At 61.2% G+C, this 19,583-nt stretch carries 19 protein-coding genes and 2 pseudogenes; 5 read left to right on the plus strand and 16 right to left on the minus strand.

What is annotated here, in order from left to right:
- Positions 1-11: 11 nt before the first annotated feature.
- Both AOQ71_RS32825 and AOQ71_RS32830 read right to left on the minus strand, forming a co-directional pair.
- Complete coding sequence (locus tag AOQ71_RS32825; protein ID WP_057755993.1) at positions 12-626, minus strand: hypothetical protein; 615 nt, start codon at positions 624-626, stop codon at positions 12-14.
- 51 nt (positions 627-677) lie between these two features.
- A complete protein-coding gene (locus AOQ71_RS32830) occupies positions 678-2,798 on the minus strand; it encodes a hypothetical protein (RefSeq protein ID WP_057755999.1) in 2,121 nt (706 codons plus the stop codon).
- Between the two features lie 62 nt (positions 2,799-2,860).
- On the opposite strand from AOQ71_RS32830, the gene AOQ71_RS32835 reads away from it, so the two are divergent.
- Positions 2,861-3,082, plus strand: a complete 222-nt coding sequence (locus AOQ71_RS32835) for a hypothetical protein (RefSeq protein WP_057756003.1) — start codon at positions 2,861-2,863, stop codon at positions 3,080-3,082.
- Between the two features lie 614 nt (positions 3,083-3,696).
- Here AOQ71_RS32835 and AOQ71_RS45580 read toward each other — a convergent pair.
- From AOQ71_RS45580 to AOQ71_RS32900, 14 genes and pseudogenes are all read right to left on the minus strand, one after another.
- Positions 3,697-3,960: a hypothetical protein gene (locus tag AOQ71_RS45580; protein WP_157083740.1), complete on the minus strand. Its 264-nt coding sequence runs from the start codon at positions 3,958-3,960 to the stop codon at positions 3,697-3,699.
- Positions 3,960-4,298: a hypothetical protein gene (locus AOQ71_RS32845; RefSeq protein WP_057756007.1), complete on the minus strand. Its 339-nt coding sequence runs from the start codon at positions 4,296-4,298 to the stop codon at positions 3,960-3,962. Before AOQ71_RS32845 ends, AOQ71_RS45580 begins: the two co-directional genes overlap by 1 nt.
- A 193-nt stretch (positions 4,299-4,491) precedes the next feature.
- Positions 4,492-4,707, minus strand: a complete 216-nt coding sequence (locus tag AOQ71_RS32850) for a hypothetical protein (RefSeq protein WP_057756010.1) — start codon at positions 4,705-4,707, stop codon at positions 4,492-4,494.
- A gap of 173 nt (positions 4,708-4,880) precedes the next feature.
- The gene (locus AOQ71_RS32855) at positions 4,881-5,630 is read right to left on the minus strand and encodes a hypothetical protein (protein WP_157083741.1); all 750 of its coding nucleotides are present in this window, start codon (positions 5,628-5,630) and stop codon (positions 4,881-4,883) included.
- A gap of 59 nt (positions 5,631-5,689) precedes the next feature.
- Positions 5,690-5,926 (minus strand): cold-shock protein, encoded by a 237-nt coding sequence (locus AOQ71_RS32860; protein WP_057756014.1) that lies wholly within the window; start codon positions 5,924-5,926, stop codon positions 5,690-5,692.
- A complete protein-coding gene (locus AOQ71_RS32865; RefSeq protein ID WP_057756016.1) occupies positions 5,913-6,380 on the minus strand; it encodes a hypothetical protein in 468 nt (155 codons plus the stop codon). Before AOQ71_RS32865 ends, AOQ71_RS32860 begins: the two co-directional genes overlap by 14 nt.
- 157 nt (positions 6,381-6,537) lie before the next feature.
- Entirely contained in the window at positions 6,538-7,113 is a 576-nt protein-coding gene (locus AOQ71_RS32870) for a hypothetical protein (RefSeq protein ID WP_057756019.1), read from the minus strand.
- 161 nt (positions 7,114-7,274) lie between these two features.
- Complete coding sequence (locus AOQ71_RS32875; protein ID WP_057756021.1) at positions 7,275-8,393, minus strand: hypothetical protein; 1,119 nt, start codon at positions 8,391-8,393, stop codon at positions 7,275-7,277.
- A complete protein-coding gene (locus tag AOQ71_RS32880; protein WP_157083742.1) occupies positions 8,374-8,814 on the minus strand; it encodes a helix-turn-helix domain-containing protein in 441 nt (146 codons plus the stop codon). Before AOQ71_RS32880 ends, AOQ71_RS32875 begins: the two co-directional genes overlap by 20 nt.
- 680 nt (positions 8,815-9,494) lie before the next feature.
- A pseudogene (locus AOQ71_RS48955) lies at positions 9,495-9,696 on the minus strand (hypothetical protein).
- Between the two features lie 262 nt (positions 9,697-9,958).
- Positions 9,959-11,221, minus strand: a pseudogene (locus tag AOQ71_RS32885) (ComEC/Rec2 family competence protein); the annotation flags it as partial.
- 99 nt (positions 11,222-11,320) lie between these two features.
- Entirely contained in the window at positions 11,321-11,554 is a 234-nt protein-coding gene (locus AOQ71_RS32890) for a DUF2171 domain-containing protein (RefSeq protein WP_057756031.1), read from the minus strand.
- 78 nt (positions 11,555-11,632) lie between these two features.
- Positions 11,633-12,019 carry a nuclear transport factor 2 family protein gene (locus tag AOQ71_RS32895; protein ID WP_057756033.1) on the minus strand — a complete coding sequence of 129 codons (387 nt, stop codon included), beginning with the start codon at positions 12,017-12,019 and terminating at the stop codon, positions 11,633-11,635.
- Positions 12,020-12,026: 7 nt separating this feature from the next.
- A complete protein-coding gene (locus tag AOQ71_RS32900) occupies positions 12,027-13,703 on the minus strand; it encodes a glutamine--tRNA ligase/YqeY domain fusion protein (protein WP_057756035.1) in 1,677 nt (558 codons plus the stop codon).
- A 145-nt stretch (positions 13,704-13,848) separates the two neighbouring features.
- Between AOQ71_RS32900 and gltX the strand changes: the two genes are divergently transcribed.
- From gltX to AOQ71_RS32920, 4 genes are all read left to right on the plus strand, one after another.
- Positions 13,849-15,276 (plus strand): glutamate--tRNA ligase, encoded by a 1,428-nt coding sequence (gene gltX, locus AOQ71_RS32905; protein WP_057756038.1) that lies wholly within the window; start codon positions 13,849-13,851, stop codon positions 15,274-15,276.
- 157 nt (positions 15,277-15,433) lie between these two features.
- Positions 15,434-16,738, plus strand: a complete 1,305-nt coding sequence (gltA, locus tag AOQ71_RS32910; protein ID WP_057756039.1) for a citrate synthase — start codon at positions 15,434-15,436, stop codon at positions 16,736-16,738.
- Positions 16,739-17,034: 296 nt separating this feature from the next.
- Positions 17,035-18,183, plus strand: a 1,149-nt coding sequence (locus AOQ71_RS32915) for an ROK family transcriptional regulator (RefSeq protein WP_245317293.1), incomplete at its 3' end; no start/stop codon positions are given.
- A gap of 111 nt (positions 18,184-18,294) precedes the next feature.
- Positions 18,295-19,581 carry an ABC transporter substrate-binding protein gene (locus tag AOQ71_RS32920; RefSeq protein ID WP_057756044.1) on the plus strand — a complete coding sequence of 429 codons (1,287 nt, stop codon included), beginning with the start codon at positions 18,295-18,297 and terminating at the stop codon, positions 19,579-19,581.
- Positions 19,582-19,583: the final 2 nt, after the last annotated feature.

Raw genomic sequence — 19,583 nt, forward strand, 5'->3', positions numbered from 1 at the left:
CTTTGCGTGCGTCAACGAACCTCAGATCCATCGGGGAGGCCGACCTCGACGTTGAAGTTTTCGCCCTCCTCGCGAAGCCGGATTCCGTGCAAGGGGGTAACGAACATCTGTTGATGAGCGGAATTGCCGAACACTGGAAATCCGCTGCTCCTAAGAAAGGCAAATATCTCGTTGGCGAGCACGTGCGCCTCCTGGCTCCCCATGCTCGACCAAACAACCACTCGCTTATTGCGAGGCACGGCTTTGAGGAGACCCGATTTGAGGTTATCGCCCATCACCCGTTGAACTGGAGTGTTAACGTGGACGTTCTGCGCCGTGATGCCGCCTGACTGGTTGTGGGATGTTACGTAAACGTTTCCGGTCGGCTTTGTTGAATCATCGCTCACGGTTGCATCTCTCTTTGGCGGCATGCCTCTAAGCAGCTTTAGCCCAAACAACCCAAGCACGAACGCGACAAGTGCGAACAGAAGAACCGGTATGTAACCCCACTGCGTGAGATAAGCCCAAGCGGCAACGACAGCAGCCATCACCAAGCCCCCAATGTATGGCCACACCTCCTTGAGGAGGTCGAGGGTCGCCGAAAGCGCCTTTGCAACTGAGGTATAACTGTCGATTCTTGAGGGCATGCCCGAGTGTACATGCGGGCGTCAACTCGAATCAATATGGCCACCCCACCACTACAGCACCCTACCCGACCTAGCCCGCTTCACGGTCTCGACAACACGTCCAGGCAGCTCCGCTTTCAGTTGCGCGAGTTGCGCCTGCACTCGTGCCAGGCCAGCCTCGTCGGCGCCCCGAGCGTCAATGCTGATTGTCACGGGCGCCGAAACGCCCCCACCAATTCCGCCCTTAAGAACATCATTAGGAATGATCTGAGCGCCGCGCGGGACATTCATAAGTTCTGGGCCGTTCTCGCCGACCAGGGACAGGCCGCCTGGCGCGGAATCAGTACCGGACGCGAATTTCCCAACGAGCGGAGCACCACCAACCGACGTTGGCCCAATTGCACCTGCAATCGATCCGTCGGCATTAACGCCGCCTCCGCCGAGGCCAAGCAGGCCGAGGAGCCCGCCTCCACCGGAGCCGCCGAACGCCGACGACCAGAGATTATCCGCAGCCATCTGCGCAAGTTTATCCGCGATCTTGCCCAGCGCGTTAAGCCCGGCAGACTTGAGCGCATCCATTGCGGACGCGCCGTTGCGGATCTTGGTTTCGAAATCTACTAAGAAGCCGCTGTTTACCTGCTGGCCGAAGTTCGCCAACTCCTTGATGGTGGCGTTGAATCGCAGGCCGGCAGCCTCGCTACTGCGCATTGCGGCCGGAATGTCATTCCCATAAATGCCTCTCAGTTGTTGGGCAATCGCCAAATCCTGCGGCGTCAGAAATGCAGACTTGGCGCCGAATTGGATATCAGACGCAACTTTGGCCTTTGCCAATGCATCAGCGGCAAGACCTGCGTCCTGCGCGAGGTCTTGAATTTGGTCCCGCACCTTATCGGTGATAGGTATCCCCGCGAGTCTGGCAGCATTTAAGAGTTGCGTCTGCGCCTTGGCTTCCTCCTGAGCAGCTGCACCTAAACCCTCGGTCTCAGCCAATGCCTCGGTGCGCGACGTATACTTTACGATAGACTCAGTGGCGCGATCGTATGCGTCAGCCGCCTCTTCGCCATCCTTGCGCTTAGGTAGTTTCGCTGCGTTCGGGTCAGCGTTATTAGCAGCTGCAGGGCGCGATCTGGGCGTGGGCACGCCGTCGGGGAATTCTACCTTGGACTGCTGCTCAGCGGCCGCCTTCAGCATGTCCCTAGCGAGCTGTGCCTTAGCGCGGATAAGTTCCAGGCCAGCTGCGATTTGCATATTCTCTGGCTTGCCTGAGGCCTGCAAATTCTCAATCGCCCGCGTAACCTGGTTGACGTCCTGAGGCAGACCGCGCAAGTCTTTCTGCAGGATGTCCGCTGCGTCAGCCCATCGATTAAACGTCTCCTGTCCGCTACCAGCCTTAATATTCTGCGACTCAAGCGCGGTCTTAACCAGTTCGTTGGCTTTTTCGATCAGGCCGTCCAGCCAGCCAGCAATGTCCGCTGCTGTCGATTTAAACTGTGCAGCGAGTTGGGCCGATGACTGCTTCCACGCGCGATCAAACTCGGCGGCCTTGGCAACAGTGGCGCCGTCAATCACGGCGCCCGCAGCGTTCGCGCCCTGTGCGATATCCTCAAAGGACTTGCTGCCATTGCGGAGCGCTTCAACCCAGCTCTCAGACAGGCCAAGCATCTGCGCGGCTTTTGTCTTTTCTGGAATTGAGTCGAACTTATTGATCAGACCGCCAGCTATCGTAAGAAGCTGATTGAGACTGATAACCTGGCCGTTGCGGTCCTTGTACTTGATGTTGTTTGCATCAAGCAGGCGTGTAAGGGAGTTTTCATTCTCCTTAGCATCAGCCAACAGGCTGGCGACCTTGCGTAGGTCTGTTACTGCCTCCTCGGATGAGACACCACCCTGCCCCGCAGCAAACTGAATCTGCTGGAAGCGCTCTGTGGTTAGTCCCGTATATTCCGCATTCTTCTGCAGAGCCGCGAGTTGGCCGTTAACTTCTGTCAGCGCGGCAAGAAGTCCGCCTACCAATCCGGTCACGCCAGCTGCAGCAGTGCCAATCGACGCGAACCCACCCATCGTGGGGTTTAGGTTCGCGAATGATTGCTCAATGCGTGCGATCGCACTATCTGCGATGTCGCCAGCCTGGTTCATGTCGCTTTGGAATTGGTCCAGCTTTGCGCCGAGCTGAACCACAAGGTCGTTAGCCATTGGAATCCTATAGTTGAATGCGGGCTACGTAACGTCGTGAGGGTTTTCGTGTCGCGCCTGGTATGTTAAAGGGGCGCCCCTCAACATCGAAGGAGCGCCGAGTGGCCAAGAAGACTAAGAAATCTATTCGCCGTGAGTGGACTGCTGCCGACATCAAGGATCTGAAAGCGCACTCAAAGGCACGGACGCCAGTCGCTAAAATTGCCAAGATGACCAAGCGCACCGAAGGCGCCCTCCGTCAAAAGGCCATCGTTCTCGGTATTGGTCTGGGGCATCAGCGCTGATTGACGACTGGCTAGATCACCCTTCGTCAGAAGCGCCCCGCCAGATTCGATTGACATCAAACCGACGCGATCGTCCGCAGACTATCGCCTCTCGGTGCCGGGAGGAATTTCACACCTCCCGCCCGGAGGTTGAGGGCTCGTCATAGCCAGCCCCGGCGGGCCCTCCCTCTCTTCCGTCAATAAGACTGACGTACGGAAACACTTTCCAGAGTGTGACATTATCGACATTGCACCCCGGCAGAGTCGCGTTAGGCTAGATCTGCCGGGGCTGGAACCCATATTTCACTTACAAATTTTAACCCGGCAGGCCGCAGTGGTTCGCCGCTGCGGCCATTTCGTTGCGCGCGCATCAGATCGTCGGTCGCGTCCGACCTCTCCTCTGCAACTGCGCCCGAAGCTCCAGCACCGCTTCCACCGGCTCGCGGTCACATCGGATCAGCGAACGCGAAACTTCGATCGACCAAGTGCTTTTGCAAGGGCATTCTTAATATCGCGCGACTCATACGGATCATGCGAGCCGTCCTGCAATTCGAGGCCCCGCCGAAACAGCGCGACTGCTTCATGTGTTACATGCGCGGAACGGCGCCGCTTATTGCGCTTCAGGCGCGCTGGCATCAGCCCGGATCCCCGAATTCAGCAAGCGCCCAAGGCACGAAGTGAGCGCCGTTGGGGTAGCGCGCAGCGAAGTCATCGAGGAACGCCCGTCCGTGGAGTCGCCAAGCTTTGCGCGCCTCCTCGCTGGCGGGTCGGCCGTGCTGGTCCAATTCAACCAGGCCGACGAGATCTCCGAACAGATCGAACTCGGACTCGAAAGCGCAGAACCATTCGTCTGCACCCGCAGCCTGGACGCGTTTATTCCGTCGTTTCCTTACCGGCATCAGCGGCGGTTTCCGTAGTCGGCCGTGCGAGGCGCGCGCGGCGCCTCCGGGCCGTCCACGCCATCAAGCGCCAATTCGCGGAGCAGTCTGGCGAAACCGATGCGGCTATCGCGCTCGATGGCGACTTCGGGGCGCGGTTTCGGGCTACCGAATCGGTCGATGAAGGTCATCCCCTCGACCTCGATGACTTCCCGCGCCTGCTGCCCGCGGTCCCAGGCCTCAGCAGCGAGCGTGAGCAGCCGGATGTGGTGCTCATCCAAATCGAAGTCGGAAAGCACGCTGCGGAACCACTTTGCGGTGGTTTGTCGCAGGTGCTGGGGCGGTTTTCGGTTGGTCATACGTAGGTCATCCAAATTTTTGTTTGAACCGGGGCAGCAATCACGCGTGTTGATGGGGGCCGCCGGTATTTCCCGCTGAAGGTGTGAGAGATTTACCACACCCCTCCCCATAGCCGGCGATGTTGGTGGCGGATGCGACGTTCCCAATCACACCCGCCTGTCGCGCACGTCTAGAGGAACACACGACGCGACGTTACTTATCCATTTCCTTGAACACTAAGCGGCGGTCGCGCGGCTCAGAGGCCTTCACCGATGCCTCAGCCTGACGCAAGCGCGCGCTGCGGCTCATAGGCTTGGCTGGCTTGTTCCTTGCGGCGTGCTTGCGCACATCGGCGCGGCACACCTCGTCAAGCTTCGCGACCAGGCGGCGGATCTCTGCGCGCGTGTCATTCTTGGCTTTCTTGGTCATTATCAATTCATCCAGATCACAATATTAATATTCGAGCGGAAGCGACGGCTTCTTCGCAAGTTCGGCTTTCAAGGACGCCAGTCTCGCAAATATCCTGTCAAAGCGGGCGTCAGACTCAGCCCGCAACCGTTCATGCTCTTCATCGATCTCGCGTATTGTCCTAACCTTCATTTTTAGACTCCCGAATAAATCAGAGCCGGACTTGCCGGCATTTTCCAGGTCGGTACTCCGCCGACGACGTGCTTCAGTTCAATTGCGCGGTGAATAATGGACCGAAGCGGCGAATGCGGCTCGCTGATGTCGCCGAGTTCCGTGAACATAAGCGGTTTCAGATAGCGCCGTTCAAGACCATCGAGACGCGCCTGGTCGACGAACTGATGACACCTCAGGATCGCATCGCCAGCGGCCTTGAGCGCGTCGATCGCATCGGTGATCAGCTGGCTGTATTCGGGCAGGCGCTCCTGCGCAGCAGCTTTGCTGAATTCGCCGCGCGCCTTCTCAATCTCAGGCCCGATCAATTTCAGCGCTTCGCTGATATCTTCACTTTCCTTCGAAAGCTGCCGATGCAGTTCTTGGCGCGGCCACTCAGGCGGCAAGGGCGGCGGATTGGTTTCGTGCTCTGGCTGCGGCGGGAGAAGATCGCCAAGCAGCGACATCGCGCCTTCATGCCGCTTGACTGGCGCCGGCTTCGGTCGAGGCGCCTCGCTGGTCCATGTGCGATGTCGCCCAGCCTCGGCTGCAAGGTCCTCCTCGCGCCGCATCGAGACAATGTTGCCGCCCGCGTCAATGGTGGTGACATTGCTGACGCGACCGTGACCAACCTCGGCCTTGATTTCGTCTTGCCGCTTCAGCAGCGCAGCCTGCTTTTCGATCAACGCGTCGTAGCGCGACCGATCGATCTGTGGTTTGGTAGATTTAGCCAAGCAATAACTCCATAGTAAATGTGCGCACGTTGCGCGGTAGTGGTGTGGTTAGTGGTTAGTCAGTCGTCGGTGTCAGCTAGGTCGCGCCAGGTCTTAAGCCGCCTCACGCTCTTCACGCGCGGTTGCCCCTTGTGCATCTCAGTCTCGAATTCGAGATGAGTTCCGACAGTCGGCTCGATGCCGGCCCGACGAAGAATGACACTGTGCACGAAGACATCTTCCTGCACGGGGAAGTCCGACTTCACGAATCCAAATCCGCGATCGGCGTTCCAGCGAACAAGCTCACCCCAAGCCATTCTGAAAATCCTCGGTGATTGAACGAAGCACGTCACCAGTAATCGAGACGGCACGAGCCGCGCTCGCACTAGCTGGTCCGAAGTGTAGCCGCGAACTTTCGGTGATAACTGTCGCGCCCGGCTCCGGCTCGACCTGAAGAACGATGCCACGGATTGCGTCGGTGTCGATGCGGCCGGCAACCAGCGATTCCAGCCAATCACAAAACTGCAATCCGCCTTCCGTCTCCAAACGATCGAACGCGCGCACCGTGGTTGGCACATTGCCAAGTCCATTGTCACACACTGCGGCGAGTAATAGCCGCGCCAGTTCAAGGTTGGTGAGGTCTGGCCTAGCACTGCCCGTAGCCACGGGAAGCAAGCCCGCCTCGGTCGCACGTTGTACGAGAGCGGCGACGCGATTCACATTCAGGCCCAGCCGACGCGCGACGACATGGCAGGCGCGACGCTTGCGCATGGTTTGTAGATCCTAGTTATTGGATGGGAAATTGAGAACGGCGACAAGGGCCGGAAAGAGTTGCGCCGGGATCGAACCGGCGCCAGTTTCTTGCACGTCACGTTGGCCAACTAACTGGCCCTATAGTTCTGGCGGCGGGACCTTTGATTAGCGCAGGTCAGGCGGCCATGAGTTCAGACAATTTCCGCGCGGCGCGAACTACCGCCTGCTTGCCGATTCCTTCGTATGTGCGCTTGCTGCTACCCGGACCGGCAATCAGTTGGCCAATCTCGGCGGCTGTACTGTCATCGAGGACCGCATCCAGCACATCTGCGTGCTTCCCCATTTTGGTCCTAAGCCTGCTTTCGTCGATACTTCGGACCATGACGTCCTCGACAGTCTGGGTCCTCTCTTGGGCTGGCGAGGCTTTGGCTTTGCGAGGACGTCGGAACCGCTCTACGTGCTGGGCCGCAGAATATGGAGGCAACTTCTTTTCAAACGTCGGGTCCCTCTTGGCTTCCTGATCCTCCTCATACATCGCAACCAGTTCTTCGGCGCTTGCCGTCTCCATCAAGGTTTCGACGATGGTGCCGTCAGGTAGTGAAGGCTTATGGACAGGCCGCGCTGGCTCCGCGTGGTTATCGTTGTCGGCAATGAGCTCTTTGCCGGTGAGTTCCGACCATGCGTTAATGCTTTGCAGCGTGACTGTATCGCCGGCCTTGTGCAGAGCCGGAATAAGTTGGGAGCGGTTCACAGTGAAATAAACCTCATGACGTGCTGTGTCAGGCCATTTGCTGGCTCTTGGTGTGGCCGTTCCGGCTGCACACTTTTTGAAAACCTGCGGGATTTAGCGTGCGACTGTGGCGGCGGTAGTTGATGGCCAAGGTCAGAGGGATCTAGAAAGCCCCTACCCGGTCATGCGGCTTCCGCCTGACTTGCCACGAGCAACCTAAACTCCAGCGAGTCGTCTGGCATCAACCTAAACCGCAGGCGGGCTCCGACAGCGCTGTCCTCGCCGCCGCATGCCTCAGCGAGTGCCGCCGCGTCTCTGGCCCTCAGCACCCAGCGCTGTGGCTCTGGGCGGCCCTCGTCGTGGAACACTGCTTGGAGCGCCGCGCCACCATCATCGAGCGATTCACCGGACACGACCGTAAACTCCCTCCATGGCTCAGGTCGCGGCCGACAGAATGTTTTCCGGCCTTCGCGGTTGGTGCTCATTGCGACCTCCCTACCAACTAGCCGCTCTGGTTCACCATCGATACCCATTGCGGATTCAAGGCTGTCGTACTCGTCACTATCGATGTGGCAGCGAAGCGTGAACTTTCCGCCGCGCTGACTACGCAGGTGTGCCAACAACGTGTCATAGTCATCTTCGGATTGCCCCTTCACGCCGACGTAACCAGCATGCGTAATACGCCAGACCGCGTAACTTGGAGGCGGGCCTGCGCAGGCGCTGGTAATTGTAGCAACTTCCCTCCCGCCCACGCGCGGGCCGTCAGGCCCCGCGCTCCCCGTAGGGGGCGGGATATCTATTTCTTTAGAAATAGGTTTGGGTGCCACCGTGGCACTTTGGGAAATTGGAAAATTTGGCACTTTGGGAAGTGCAGTTTTGGCACTTTGGGACTTGCGTCGGAGCGGTCTATCGAATGGCAGCGTCACCGGCGTTGCGAGCCAGTCCAAGGTGTGCCTGCCGCCGTTGAGCAAGCGGAATTCATCAGAGCCGCGATAGCCGAAGGGCAGGTCATAGCGGGTAGACCATGTCTCGGTGCCGCGCCTGCCGCCCTTGCGGACAATCGAGACGCGCGCGGTTTCCAACAATAGTTTGCGCCCGCGCTTCACTGAACGGAGCGAGGTGTCCATCTTGTGAGTAACGAAGTTATCCGAGCACTCGGCGTAACCGTTCTCCCAATTATAACTCGCAATGATTTTCCGGTAGAGCTTGCGCGCTGCATCGGTGAGACGACCGTCCCCGTCTGCGTCATCGCCGAGGCGCCGAAGCGCCAGTTCCGCAGGCTTACGCCGCCCTATGTTCAAGCTTCTGCTCCCGCTTCGGATACGCGGGAGGAACGAACTCAGTATTCGCCCGCAACGCCTTGGCTTGCGCCTCGCACCTGGCCTTGTGCCACGTGCGATACGCCTCAGCGTGTTCCTGGATTTTTGCGATGTAAATCGGCGCGCCGTCTACGGTGTGCCCTGCGCAAGAGATAAAATCGTTTTCAAGCAATTCACGAATTGCTTTTGCAACCGTGCGCGGGCTGCAACCGATTGCTTTGGCGAGACTGTTATGCCCGACTCTGGAGCCGCCAAATTGCAGTGTCGCGTTTGCCAACTTCGACGCGAGCCGAATAGACGTGCCCATTTTGACTGTATGAAGAACTGCGCCATCGAATGCGTTGGCAAGCGCCGCCTGGCGCTCAGTCTCGCAATGTGAATCCCTGAACTGCTCAAGAGTCATGAATTGCCTCTGTAGAGGTTCGGTTGCGGTGTCATCATCAAACAAATACGTAGTTCCACGAAAAATGGGGCGTCCGGTAAACACACCGCCATTGTGAATTAGTGCGACTTCTTAGACCGGCCACTAAATGGCGGCTCGCAAAATCTATGGGAGATCGGACACTAGCGCGGGTCCGGTAAAGGACTGGCTCGAAAAAAAGGCCCCAGCTACTGGCGGTGGCTGGGGCCGTTGGACTACTCCGGGCCACGGGGGGCATGGAGCCGGAGCGCAGCACCAAGCTTGAGGCTTGCCGGTAGTTCCTAGGGAAAAGGCTGCGGCAAGCTTGCGAGAACCGGTCCATCGTCAAACGCGCGTTCGAACGATGGACCGTCCCGGGTGGATGTCGCGAGGCTAGAGGGATCTAGGGCATCGCGCCACAGACCGAGATATCAATCCTCTTTGCCCGAGAGGCGTTCCTTGGGTCGCCGTCAGGGGCCTTCCTTCAGAAGCGCCAGAGCTTTACGGATGCCTGCGCCCTAGCTCGCGCCAATAACCGACCAGCGCGCGCCACTCAAATGCAACTATCGTGAGGGCAATCAGCGCCGTCCCGACGCCGGACATTATCAAAAGCATTTCAAGCATCGAATCACCCCGCAATGGGCGAGGTTCCTAAGTACCAAAGTAATCTGGCGTTCCTATAATTATTTCGGCGCCTGCAGCCCGGGCGACCTAAGCCACTCGCTCATGTGCGAACCAGTCTCGGCTTGACGAGCTCTGCGAAGGGCGGCTTCGCGCACAGGGCCATGAGGGAGCGATTCGGGCCTCCTCGCGGAGGCGCCTCGCCTCTTCGGCAAGGCGATCTTCAAGCGAAAGGGTCTGCTTTACTCTGCGGCGTTCTGCCATGGCGCGCTCCCTGAGCAATTCAAAACCAACAAATCCCTTAACGGCCATTACGTACCGTCAGTTCCAGAATTGAAACCCGTGGGCTGGTAGCCGCGCGCCGAACACCACGTGAACGCCCGCTAGTCACTCCGGGACTTTTTCCGGGACTCTGCGTCGCCAATACGGGGTTTTTGCCCAGTTGTGAGCGGTTTTCGTTCTGCTGCTAGCACCTTGGCCCAACCAGCAGACTCTTGAAATCACAACAGATTTAGGCGGCGCGCGTTGCGATTGCGCCAAGCGCATTCATTCTTTGAAAGCTTGGATGCACCAGCGCCTCCGGCGCGACCGCGAGCACGATCAGCGCCGCCACGGCCAGGGTGCGAAACGTGATCGCGCGGCGGTCGACGATGACAGCGATCAGCACCACCGCGGTCATGAAGAACGATCTCTGCGTCGCGACTTCGGCGCCCGAGAGCAGCAGATAGAACGCTGACGCAACCAAGGCGGCGGCGGCCGACCATTTCTTGATGGGAACGCCCGCTGCCAGTCCCGGGACGAGCGCGAGCAGCGCGCGGACCGCGAAGAAGACGACCCCCGCGACGACGGCCATGTGATAGCCCGAAATCGAGAGGACGTGACCGAGCCCCGAGATGAACATGGCGTCGTTGACCGGCGTCGTAATCGCATCGCGGCGGCCGGTGAGGAGCGCGGTGGCGATGGCGCGGTTATCGCCGTCGAGCGTGGCGCGGATGCGCGCGTCGATCGCATCGCGCAAGCCCTGCATGATCGCGGCATAGCGTAGCTGCAATCCGCCCGACACGGCCGGCGTCACAGTCGTGATCGCCCCCATCGCAAAACCGGAGGCGCCGATGCCCTGGAAGAACATGTCGCGCGAGAAATCGTAAGCGCCCGGACGCAATGGCGACAGCGGCGGCATCAGCCGCGCCTTCAGCTGCACGAAGCTGCCGACATCGGGCGCGGTCCACTTGCGGACGGAGAGGCGGACGCGCTCGAGCGTCACGTCGCTGCGCTGTGCCTCCATCGCCGTGACGCGCAGCACGAAACGGTCGGTGCGTTCGCGGATGTCACGGGTCTCGACGAAGCCTGACAGCGACACGGAATACAGCGGCTTTGCCAGCACGGTATGGGCGATGCGTGCCGTCTTCCACGTCGCCGCGGCAAAGCCGGCCGCAACCGCCGCGATCATGATTGCGGGCGCAAACAGGCGGCTTCGCCGCAACAGGACGGCGCCAGCCATGAGCGCGGTCGCCATCGCCATCGTGACCCACAGCATCGGCTCATGGTCGGCGGCAAAATAGAGCGCGATGCCGCAGCCGAAGGCGACGGGCACCCAGGGAAACAGCCGACCCGCACCAGCCTCGGCCTTGGCCCATTCGCGCAGCTGCCCGACGACCGCCGGCCAGACGCCCGACCCGGCCGGCACGAACCCGCCGGCCGACGCGGTCCGGCCCGTCGGCCAAGTTCCTGCGATCGGCGTCCCGGCAATGCCTTGCGACAGACGCTGCGGCCGGCCCGGTTCCGCCATTCCCTTGGCAACCCCTGCGATATCAGACAGGCGCAGAGGCTACCGGAACGTGCAGGCCGCCGAATAGCGGTACGGATCGAGAACGCAAGGGCCGCGCCCCTACTTTTCCTCTTCCATCGTCACGGCGACGTCCGCCTTTGCCGACAGCCGGACCTTGTTGCCCTCGACACCGGCGACGAGGCCCTTGTCGATGAAATGGTGGTGACCCCGGTGGCTGCCCTCACCGCTGTCCTTCTTGGTCAGCTTGATGCGGTTGCCCTCGACCTTGTCGACCGTGCCGACATGGACGCCGTCGGCGCCGATGACTTCCATATGCTCTGCGATGTTTTGCATGGCGGGATCCTCCGATGGATCCGCCTCAACGCGGCGACAGCACGTTCGTTTCCATCGCCGGAATGACGATGCCGTGCGTCAGATCAACGGCGCCTTTGCCGAGGCGTGGTGATTGACGATCTTCCAGTCGCCGTCCTCGCGGATGATGACCCAGCTCATCTTGACGACGAGATCAGAGCGTTCGCCGGCGAAGTTGAACGTGATGGTTGCGCCCATGTTGATGAGGTCAGGACCGGCCTGCGCCGCCTGCACGTCGGAAAATGCCGCGCTCGGCTCGCGCCAGCGCGGCAGGCCGTTGAAGTATTCGGCAACGCCATCCCTGCCCCGATAGAGTTTCGGATTGGAGCCGAAGAAAAAGGCATTCTTCGAATACAGCGACGACAGCGCGACCGCATCGAGCATTGCGAAGCCGGCGCACCATTTCGCGATGGTGGCGGAAACGATGGCATCGACCTCACCGCTCATTCGTTTGTCAGCCCTTGGCCACTTCCTTCGCGAACGTATCGCGCAGGCCGATGGTGCGTGAAAACACCGGCTTGCCGGGCGTGGAGTCCTTGTCGCGCACGAAATAGCCCTGGCGCTCGAACTGCATCGGTTCGCTCGAATTGCTCGCGGCAACCGAGGCCTCGACCCGGGCATCGCTGAGGATCTCCAGCGAGTTCGGATTGAGATCGGCCGCGAAATTTTGGGCGTCCGGGCTCGGATTGGCGAACAGCTGGTTGTAGATGCGGATTTCCGCCGGCACCGAATTGGCCGCCGGCAGCCAGTGCATGGTCGCCTTGACCTTGCGGCCGTCAGGCGCGTTGCCGCCCTTGGTCGCGGGATCGTAGGTGCAGCGCAGTTCCACCACCTCGCCCTTGTCGTTCTTGATCACGCCGGTGCACTTGACGAAATAGGCGTAGCGCAGCCGCACCTCGTTGCCGGGCGAGAGGCGGAAGAACTTCTTCGGCGGGTTCTCCATGAAGTCGTCCTGCTCGATATAGAGCTCGCGGCCGAACGTGATCTTCCGCGTCCCTGCCGAGGAATCATCCGGATGGTTGATCGCCTCGAGCTCCTCGGTCTGCCCTTCCGGATAGTTCTCGATCACGATCTTGAGCGGCTTCAAGACCGCCATGCGGCGCTGCGCCGTACGGTTCAGCTCCTCGCGGATGCAGAACTCGAGCATGCCGACATCGACCACGCTGTTGGCCTTGGCGACGCCGATCCGCTTGACGAATTCGCGCAAGGCCGCCGGCGGCACGCCGCGGCGGCGCATCCCCGCCATGGTCGGCATGCGTGGATCGTCCCAGCCGGCGACATGGCCGTCGCGGACGAGCTGGGTCAGCACGCGCTTGGACAGCAGCGTGTAGGTCAGATTGAGCCGCGCCATTTCGTACTGGTGCGGCTTGGACGGCACCGGCAGCTTTTCGATGAACCAGTCGTAGAGCGGCCGGTGATCCTCGAACTCCAGCGTGCAGATCGAGTGCGTAATGCCTTCAATCGCATCCGACTGGCCATGGGCATAGTCGTAGCTCGGATAGATACACCATTTGGTCCCGGTGCGCGGATGATGCGCATGCAGGATGCGGTAGAGCACCGGATCGCGCAGATTGATGTTGCCCGAGGACATGTCGATCTTGGCCCGCAGCACGCGCGCGCCGTTGGGGAATTCGCCTGACTTCATGCGGCGGAACAGGTCGAGGTTCTCCTCCACGCTGCGGTCGCGGAACGGCGAGTTCTTGCCGGGGTCGGTCAACGTGCCGCGCGAGAGGCGGATCTCCTCCTGGGACTGGTCGTCGACATAAGCGAGCCCGTCGCGGATCAGCTTCTCCGCCCATTCATACAGGCGGTCGAAATAGTCCGAGGCGTAGAACAGGTTCTTGCCCCAGTCGTAGCCGAGCCAGTGCACGTCGGCCTGGATGGAATCGATATATTCCTGCTCTTCCTTGACCGGGTTGGTGTCGTCGAAGCGCAGATGGCAGCGGCCCGGAAACTCCTGGGCGATGCCGAAATTGAGCGCGATCGACTTGGCGTGGCCGATATGCAGGTAACCGTTCGGCTCCGGCGGGAACCGGGTCACGATCTCCTTGTACTTGGCCTGATCGAGGTCGGCCTGGATGATGTCACGAATGAAATCGCGCCCAACCTCAGTCGCCACCGGTTCTGTCATTACGAAAAATCCTGTAGGGAAATCAGCGGTCCTTCTGCCAAATTCGCTTGGCTGAGCCAAGGCCTTATGACGTCCGCTGGCGGGCTTTAGTTATGCTCCGGTCCTGTTATATACCACCGCCTCCCATGCATAGGCCCTGCCACGAATGACTGATCCCATCGTCACCCGCTTTGCTCCCTCCCCGACCGGCTTCCTCCATATCGGGGGCGCCCGCACGGCGCTGTTCAACTGGCTCTATGCAAAGAAGCACGGCGGCAAGATGCTGCTGCGGATCGAGGACACCGACCGGGAGCGTTCCACCGAGGCCGCGATCGGCGCCATTCTGGACGGGCTGAAATGGCTGGAGCTCGGCTGGGATGGCGACGTCATCTATCAGTTCAGCCGCGCCGCCCGCCATCGCGAAGTCGCCGAGCAGCTGCTCGCCGACGGCAAGGCTTATCGCTGCTACGCCACCGCCGAGGAGCTCGCCGCCATGCGCGAGAAGGCGCGCGCGGAAGGGCGCACCCGCCTCTATGATGGCATGTGGCGCGATCGCGATCCGGCCACCGCGCCTGCTGACGTCAAGCCGACCATCCGTCTGCGCGCGCCGCAGACCGGCGAGACCGTGATCGAGGACCAGGTGCAAGGGCGCGTGGTCTGGCAGAATGAGAACCTTGACGACCTCGTCCTGCTGCGCGGTGATGGCAACCCGACCTACATGCTGGCGGTGGTCGTGGACGACCACGACATGGGCGTCACCCACGTCATCCGCGGTGACGACCACCTCATCAACGCCGCCCGCCAGAAGCAGATCTACGATGCGATGGGCTGGGCGTTGCCGAACATGTCCCACATCCCGCTGATCCACGGTCCGGACGGGTCAAAACTCTCCAAGCGCCACGGCGCGCTCGGCGTCGATGCCTACCGCGCCATGGGATACCTCCCGGCCGCGCTGCGCAATTACCTCGTCCGTCTCGGCTGGAGCCATGGCGACCAGGAGATTTTCTCGACCGAGGAGATGATCGCGGCGTTCGACCTCGCCAATGTCGGCCGCGCCGCCGCCCGCTTCGACTTCGCCAAGCTGGAGAACCTCAACGGCCACTACATCCGCCACGCCGACGATCAATCACTCGTGAAGATGTTCGAGGACGTGCTCGACCACGTCGTGCCCGCGCGCGACGAGATCAAAGCCAAGTTAAACGACACCACGCGCGCCCAGCTGCTCAAGGCCATGCCGTCCCTGAAGGAGCGCGCCAAGACGCTGCTCGAGCTGATCGACGGCGCCTATTTCATCTTCGCCGACCGGCCGCTGCAGCTCGACCCGAAGGCGGCGGCCCTGCTGACGGCCGACAACCGCAAGCTGATCGGCCAGCTTCATTCCGCGCTGGAGAAAGTCGAGACCTGGAGCGGCGCTACCACCGAGGCCGCGCTGCGCGCCTTTGCCGAGGAAAATAGTCTCAAGCTCGGCGCGGTCGCCCAGCCTTTGCGGGCGGCGCTGACCGGCCGCACCACCTCGCCGGGTATTTTTGAGGTTTTGGACGTGCTGGGACGCCAGGAAAGCCTCGCCCGGCTTGCAGACCAGGCCAAGGAATAGGCTACGACGTAAGTCCACCTTGCGTAGCGCCATCTTGCAGCGCACACAGCAATAATATACCCATCTTGGCCGTACCTTCTGGAATATCCGGCCTGCCCCACCACGTCTTCGGGGCCTTCCGGGTCCGGCCCGTTTCACCTTACATCGGGGACCTCTGATGGACGCAAAATCGAGCAATAAGACCGCCACGCTGACGGTCGGAAACAAGAACTACGATCTCCCGATTCACAGCGGCAGCGTCGGACCTGATGTCATCGATATCGGCAAGCTGTACGGCCAGTCCGGCCTGTTCACCTACGACCCCGGCTTCACCTCGACCGCGAGCTGCCAGTCCAAGATCACCTATATCGACGGTGACGCGGGCGTGCTGGAATACCGCGGCTATCCGATCGAGCAGCTCGCCGAGCACGGCGACTTCCTCGAGACCTGCTATTTGCTGCTCTACGGAGAGCTGCCGACCGCCGCGCAGAAGAAGGATTTCGACGACCGCGTGATCCATCACACGATGGTGCACGAGCAGATGGCCCGCTTCTTCCAGGGCTTCCGCCGCGACGCCCATCCGATGGCGGTCATGGTGGCCTCGGTCGGCGCACTGGCCGCGTTCTATCACGACTCGACCGACATCAACGATCCCAAGCAGCGCATGATCGCCTCCATGCGCATGATCGCGAAGATCCCGACGCTGGCGGCGATGGCCTACAAGTACACGATCGGCCAGCCCTTCATGTACCCGAAGAACTCGCTGAAGTTCGCCGAAAACTTCCTGCACATGTGCTTCGCCGTGCCTTGCGAGGAGTACAAGATCAACCCGGTGCTGGCTGACGCGCTGGACAAGATCTTCATCCTGCACGCCGACCACGAGCAGAACGCTTCGACCTCGACGGTGCGCATCGCCGGCTCCTCCGGCGCCAACCCGTTCGCCTGCATCGCCGCCGGCATCGCCTGCCTCTGGGGCCCGGCACATGGCGGCGCCAACGAAGCCGCGCTGGCGATGCTCGCCGAGATCGGCACCGTGGACAAGATCCCCGAGTTCATCGCCAAGGTGAAGGACAAGAACTCCGAAGTCCGCCTGATGGGCTTCGGTCACCGCGTCTACAAGAATTACGATCCGCGCGCCAAGATCATGCAGAAGATGTGTCACGCCGTGCTCAAGGAGACCGGGCATGGCGACGATCCGATGCTGAAGGTGGCGATGGAGCTCGAGAAGATCGCGCTCAGCGACCAGTACTTCATCGACCGCAAGCTCTACCCGAACGTCGACTTCTATTCGGGCATCACGCTGAAGGCGATGGGCTTCCCGGTCTCGATGTTCACCGTGCTGTTCGCGGTCGCCCGCACCGTCGGCTGGATCAGCCAGTGGAGCGAGATGATCGAGGATCCGCAGCAGAAGATCGGCCGCCCGCGCCAGCTCTACACCGGCGTCACCCGCCGCGACTACGTCGCGATCAAGGATCGCAAGTAAGTCTTCGCCGATACGGCTTTCGAAACGGCGCCATCGCAAGATGGCGCCGTTTTCGTTTTGCGCAGGTGCCGTAGTGCCGTAGGGTGGGCAAAGCGAAGCGTGCCCACGGCTTATGTCCGCATCGCGAGAGGCGGTGGGCACGCTTCGCTTTGCTCACCCTACGAAACTACGAACCTTTCCCGGTCCGTGCTGCCCCGCACAACAACAAGTCGGCGCATCACACCGACGAGCGCTTGACAGTCGAAACGCTCCGCGCGCAAATTCTTACACTAAGTAAGAATGACGACAGGGATGAAATGCCGGAGCAGCCGAGAAGTCGGCGGCAGACGCGCGCTGCCATTTTGACTCACTTGCTTCAGTCCGGCGGTTCGTTCCGGCCGCCGCTGGCGAAAGCCGTGCGCTTGTCCGAAGCAAGCCTGTCGCGCATCCTGTTCGACCTGAAGGCCGAAGGCCTGATCGAGGAAGTCAGGCGCCCTGCCCCCTATGTCGGCGGCCCGACGGGTCTCGTCTCGCTCGATCCCACGGTGGCGCTTGGCGCCCTCGAGCTCACCGGAGAATGGCTCAGCGTCGGTGTTGGTGGTTTGTCCGGCGAGCTGCATGACATCGAACGTGTGCCGCTGCCGCGGAAGCCGACCGTCGAAACAGTCAGCCGGGTATTCGGCGACGCTCTGAACTTGCTGCGCGACCGGACGCGCCGCCGCCGGATCAGGCTCGCACAAATCGGCGTGACCGTTCCAGGCCTCGGCCGTCTGAGTGAATTTGGCAATCCGATCATTCCCTGCGATGTCGCAGGTATCGGCGACATGCTCGTCGAGATGTTCGCGGGCGTGCCTGTTGCCTTCACCAATTCGGTGGTGGCGCACGCCACCTTTCACCGCTGCCGCAACGAGAACTATCCGTTCACCGACGCGCATTTGTTCGTCTTTGTCGGCCAGGGTGTCGCGGGCGCCTGGATCGATGATCCGATCGAGGACGACGCACTCGAGCCGGTCGAGCTCGGCCACATGGTGTTCGGAACCGACGGGCCCCGTTGTCGCTGCGGACATCAAGGCTGCGTCGAAGCCTACACGTCGTTGCCAGCGCTGGCCAAGCTGCTGCGCATGACCGAAGCAGAATTGCTGCAGCTCGGCACTGACTGGGCGACAACGTTTCCGCTCACGGCGCGGCTGCGCCAGGAATTGCGCCAGCGGTTGTTTCGTCTTGGCCTCGCCATCGGCAACACGTTGAACGTCAAACCATGTCGCGGCGTTGTCGTCAGCGGCTGGCCATCGCTTCTTGCGGAAGAGGATCGAAAAGCCGTGAGCGACGGCATCGATTCCTGCCTGCTCGGCGGCCGGAAGCTGGCGCAGGTGTCGCTCGCCTTCGTGCCACCCTCGACCGGCAAGGACCCGCAGGCCGCCCTCGCCTTCGCCGCCTTCTGCCTGGCGAGATCCGGCGGCATGCCCNCCGCCGCATCGACGGAGGCCGCCTGACATGACTTAAAGCCGCGTGCGGCTCGCGCACGCCAACATCAGCGCCAGAACGGCGCAACACTTCACACCCGGGAGGAACTAGCCATGCCGATCACAACAACAAGGCGCCGTCTGCTCGCTGGATCTGCTGCTGCGCTGGCGCTGCCGGCCTTTGCCCGCGCGCAAGGCGCGGTCAAGCCGCGCCTCACCGCCATCTCGCAATGGTCCGCAGGCAGCGATGGTGCCGCCATCACCGCGCTCGGCAAGAAATTCGAGGAGAAAGGCGGCGTCTGGCAGCATTCGCCTGTCCCCGGCTTCACCACGGACATGATGAACAAGCTGCGTGCGCAGATCATCGCTGGCGACCCGCCGGCCTGCTCGCAGCTCAAGGGCCCCGAGATTGCCGCCTGGTCGAAGATTGCGCCGACCGTCGATCTCGACGCCGTGGTCGCTTCTGCCGGCTACGAGAAGGTCGTCGCGCCGGATCTTGCAAAGCTGCACAAGCCGGCCGGAAAGTGGATTGCGCTGCCGCTACAGATTTACAGCACGAACATGCTGTTTCTCTCCAAGCGCGGAATGGACAAGGCCAAGGCTGACAAGGTCCCCGTCACCTGGGCTGACTTCAACGACCTTGCCGAGAAAATGAAGTCGGCCGGAATGGCCTACCCCCTCGCCAACGGCGGCACCCGCGCCGACGACGGGCAGAAATTCGAGGCGTCGCTCGCCGGCATCAGCCCGACGGCCTACCGCGCCGCCTGCATGAATCTCGACAAGAAGGCGCTGGAGGGCCCCGAGATGAAGGCAGCCTTCGCGCAGACGCGCAAGATCTCCGAATGGTGTGATCCCAACGTCGGCGTCCAACCCTATGCCACCAATCTGAAGCGCTTCGTCGACGGCGACATGGGCATGCTGATCATGGGCGGCTGGGCGCAGGGCGTATTGAAGAACGCCGGCTTCAAGTTCGACGACTACGTCATCACTCCCGGCCCCAGTGACAACGGCAAGCCTGTCTTCCTGTTGAATGCCGATGCCTTCATCTTCTGGCAGCGCAAGGAGGCTGATCTGCAGGCCGGCCAGATGTTGATGGCACAGCTCGTGATGGACCCGGCGATCCAGACCATGTATTCGCAAATCACGGGATCGATACCGGTGCGCACCGATGTCGACCTGTCCGGCGAGGGCTGGTCGGAGGGTCAACGGACAACCGCGGCCGCACTGAAGAATGCCATGGGCAACAATCAGGCCGTCCTCAGCCTCGCCCATAACATGGCCCAGGAAAACGGCCTGACCGCCGCGATGATCGACGTCATCACCGAATATGTGAAGAACAAGACGATCAAGCCGGAGGAGGCGGTCAGCCGCCTCGCCGACGCCGTCGAGGGCGCACGTTGACC

The sequence above is a fragment of the Bradyrhizobium manausense genome (assembly GCF_001440035.1).
GTDB lineage: Bacteria > Pseudomonadota > Alphaproteobacteria > Rhizobiales > Xanthobacteraceae > Bradyrhizobium > Bradyrhizobium manausense.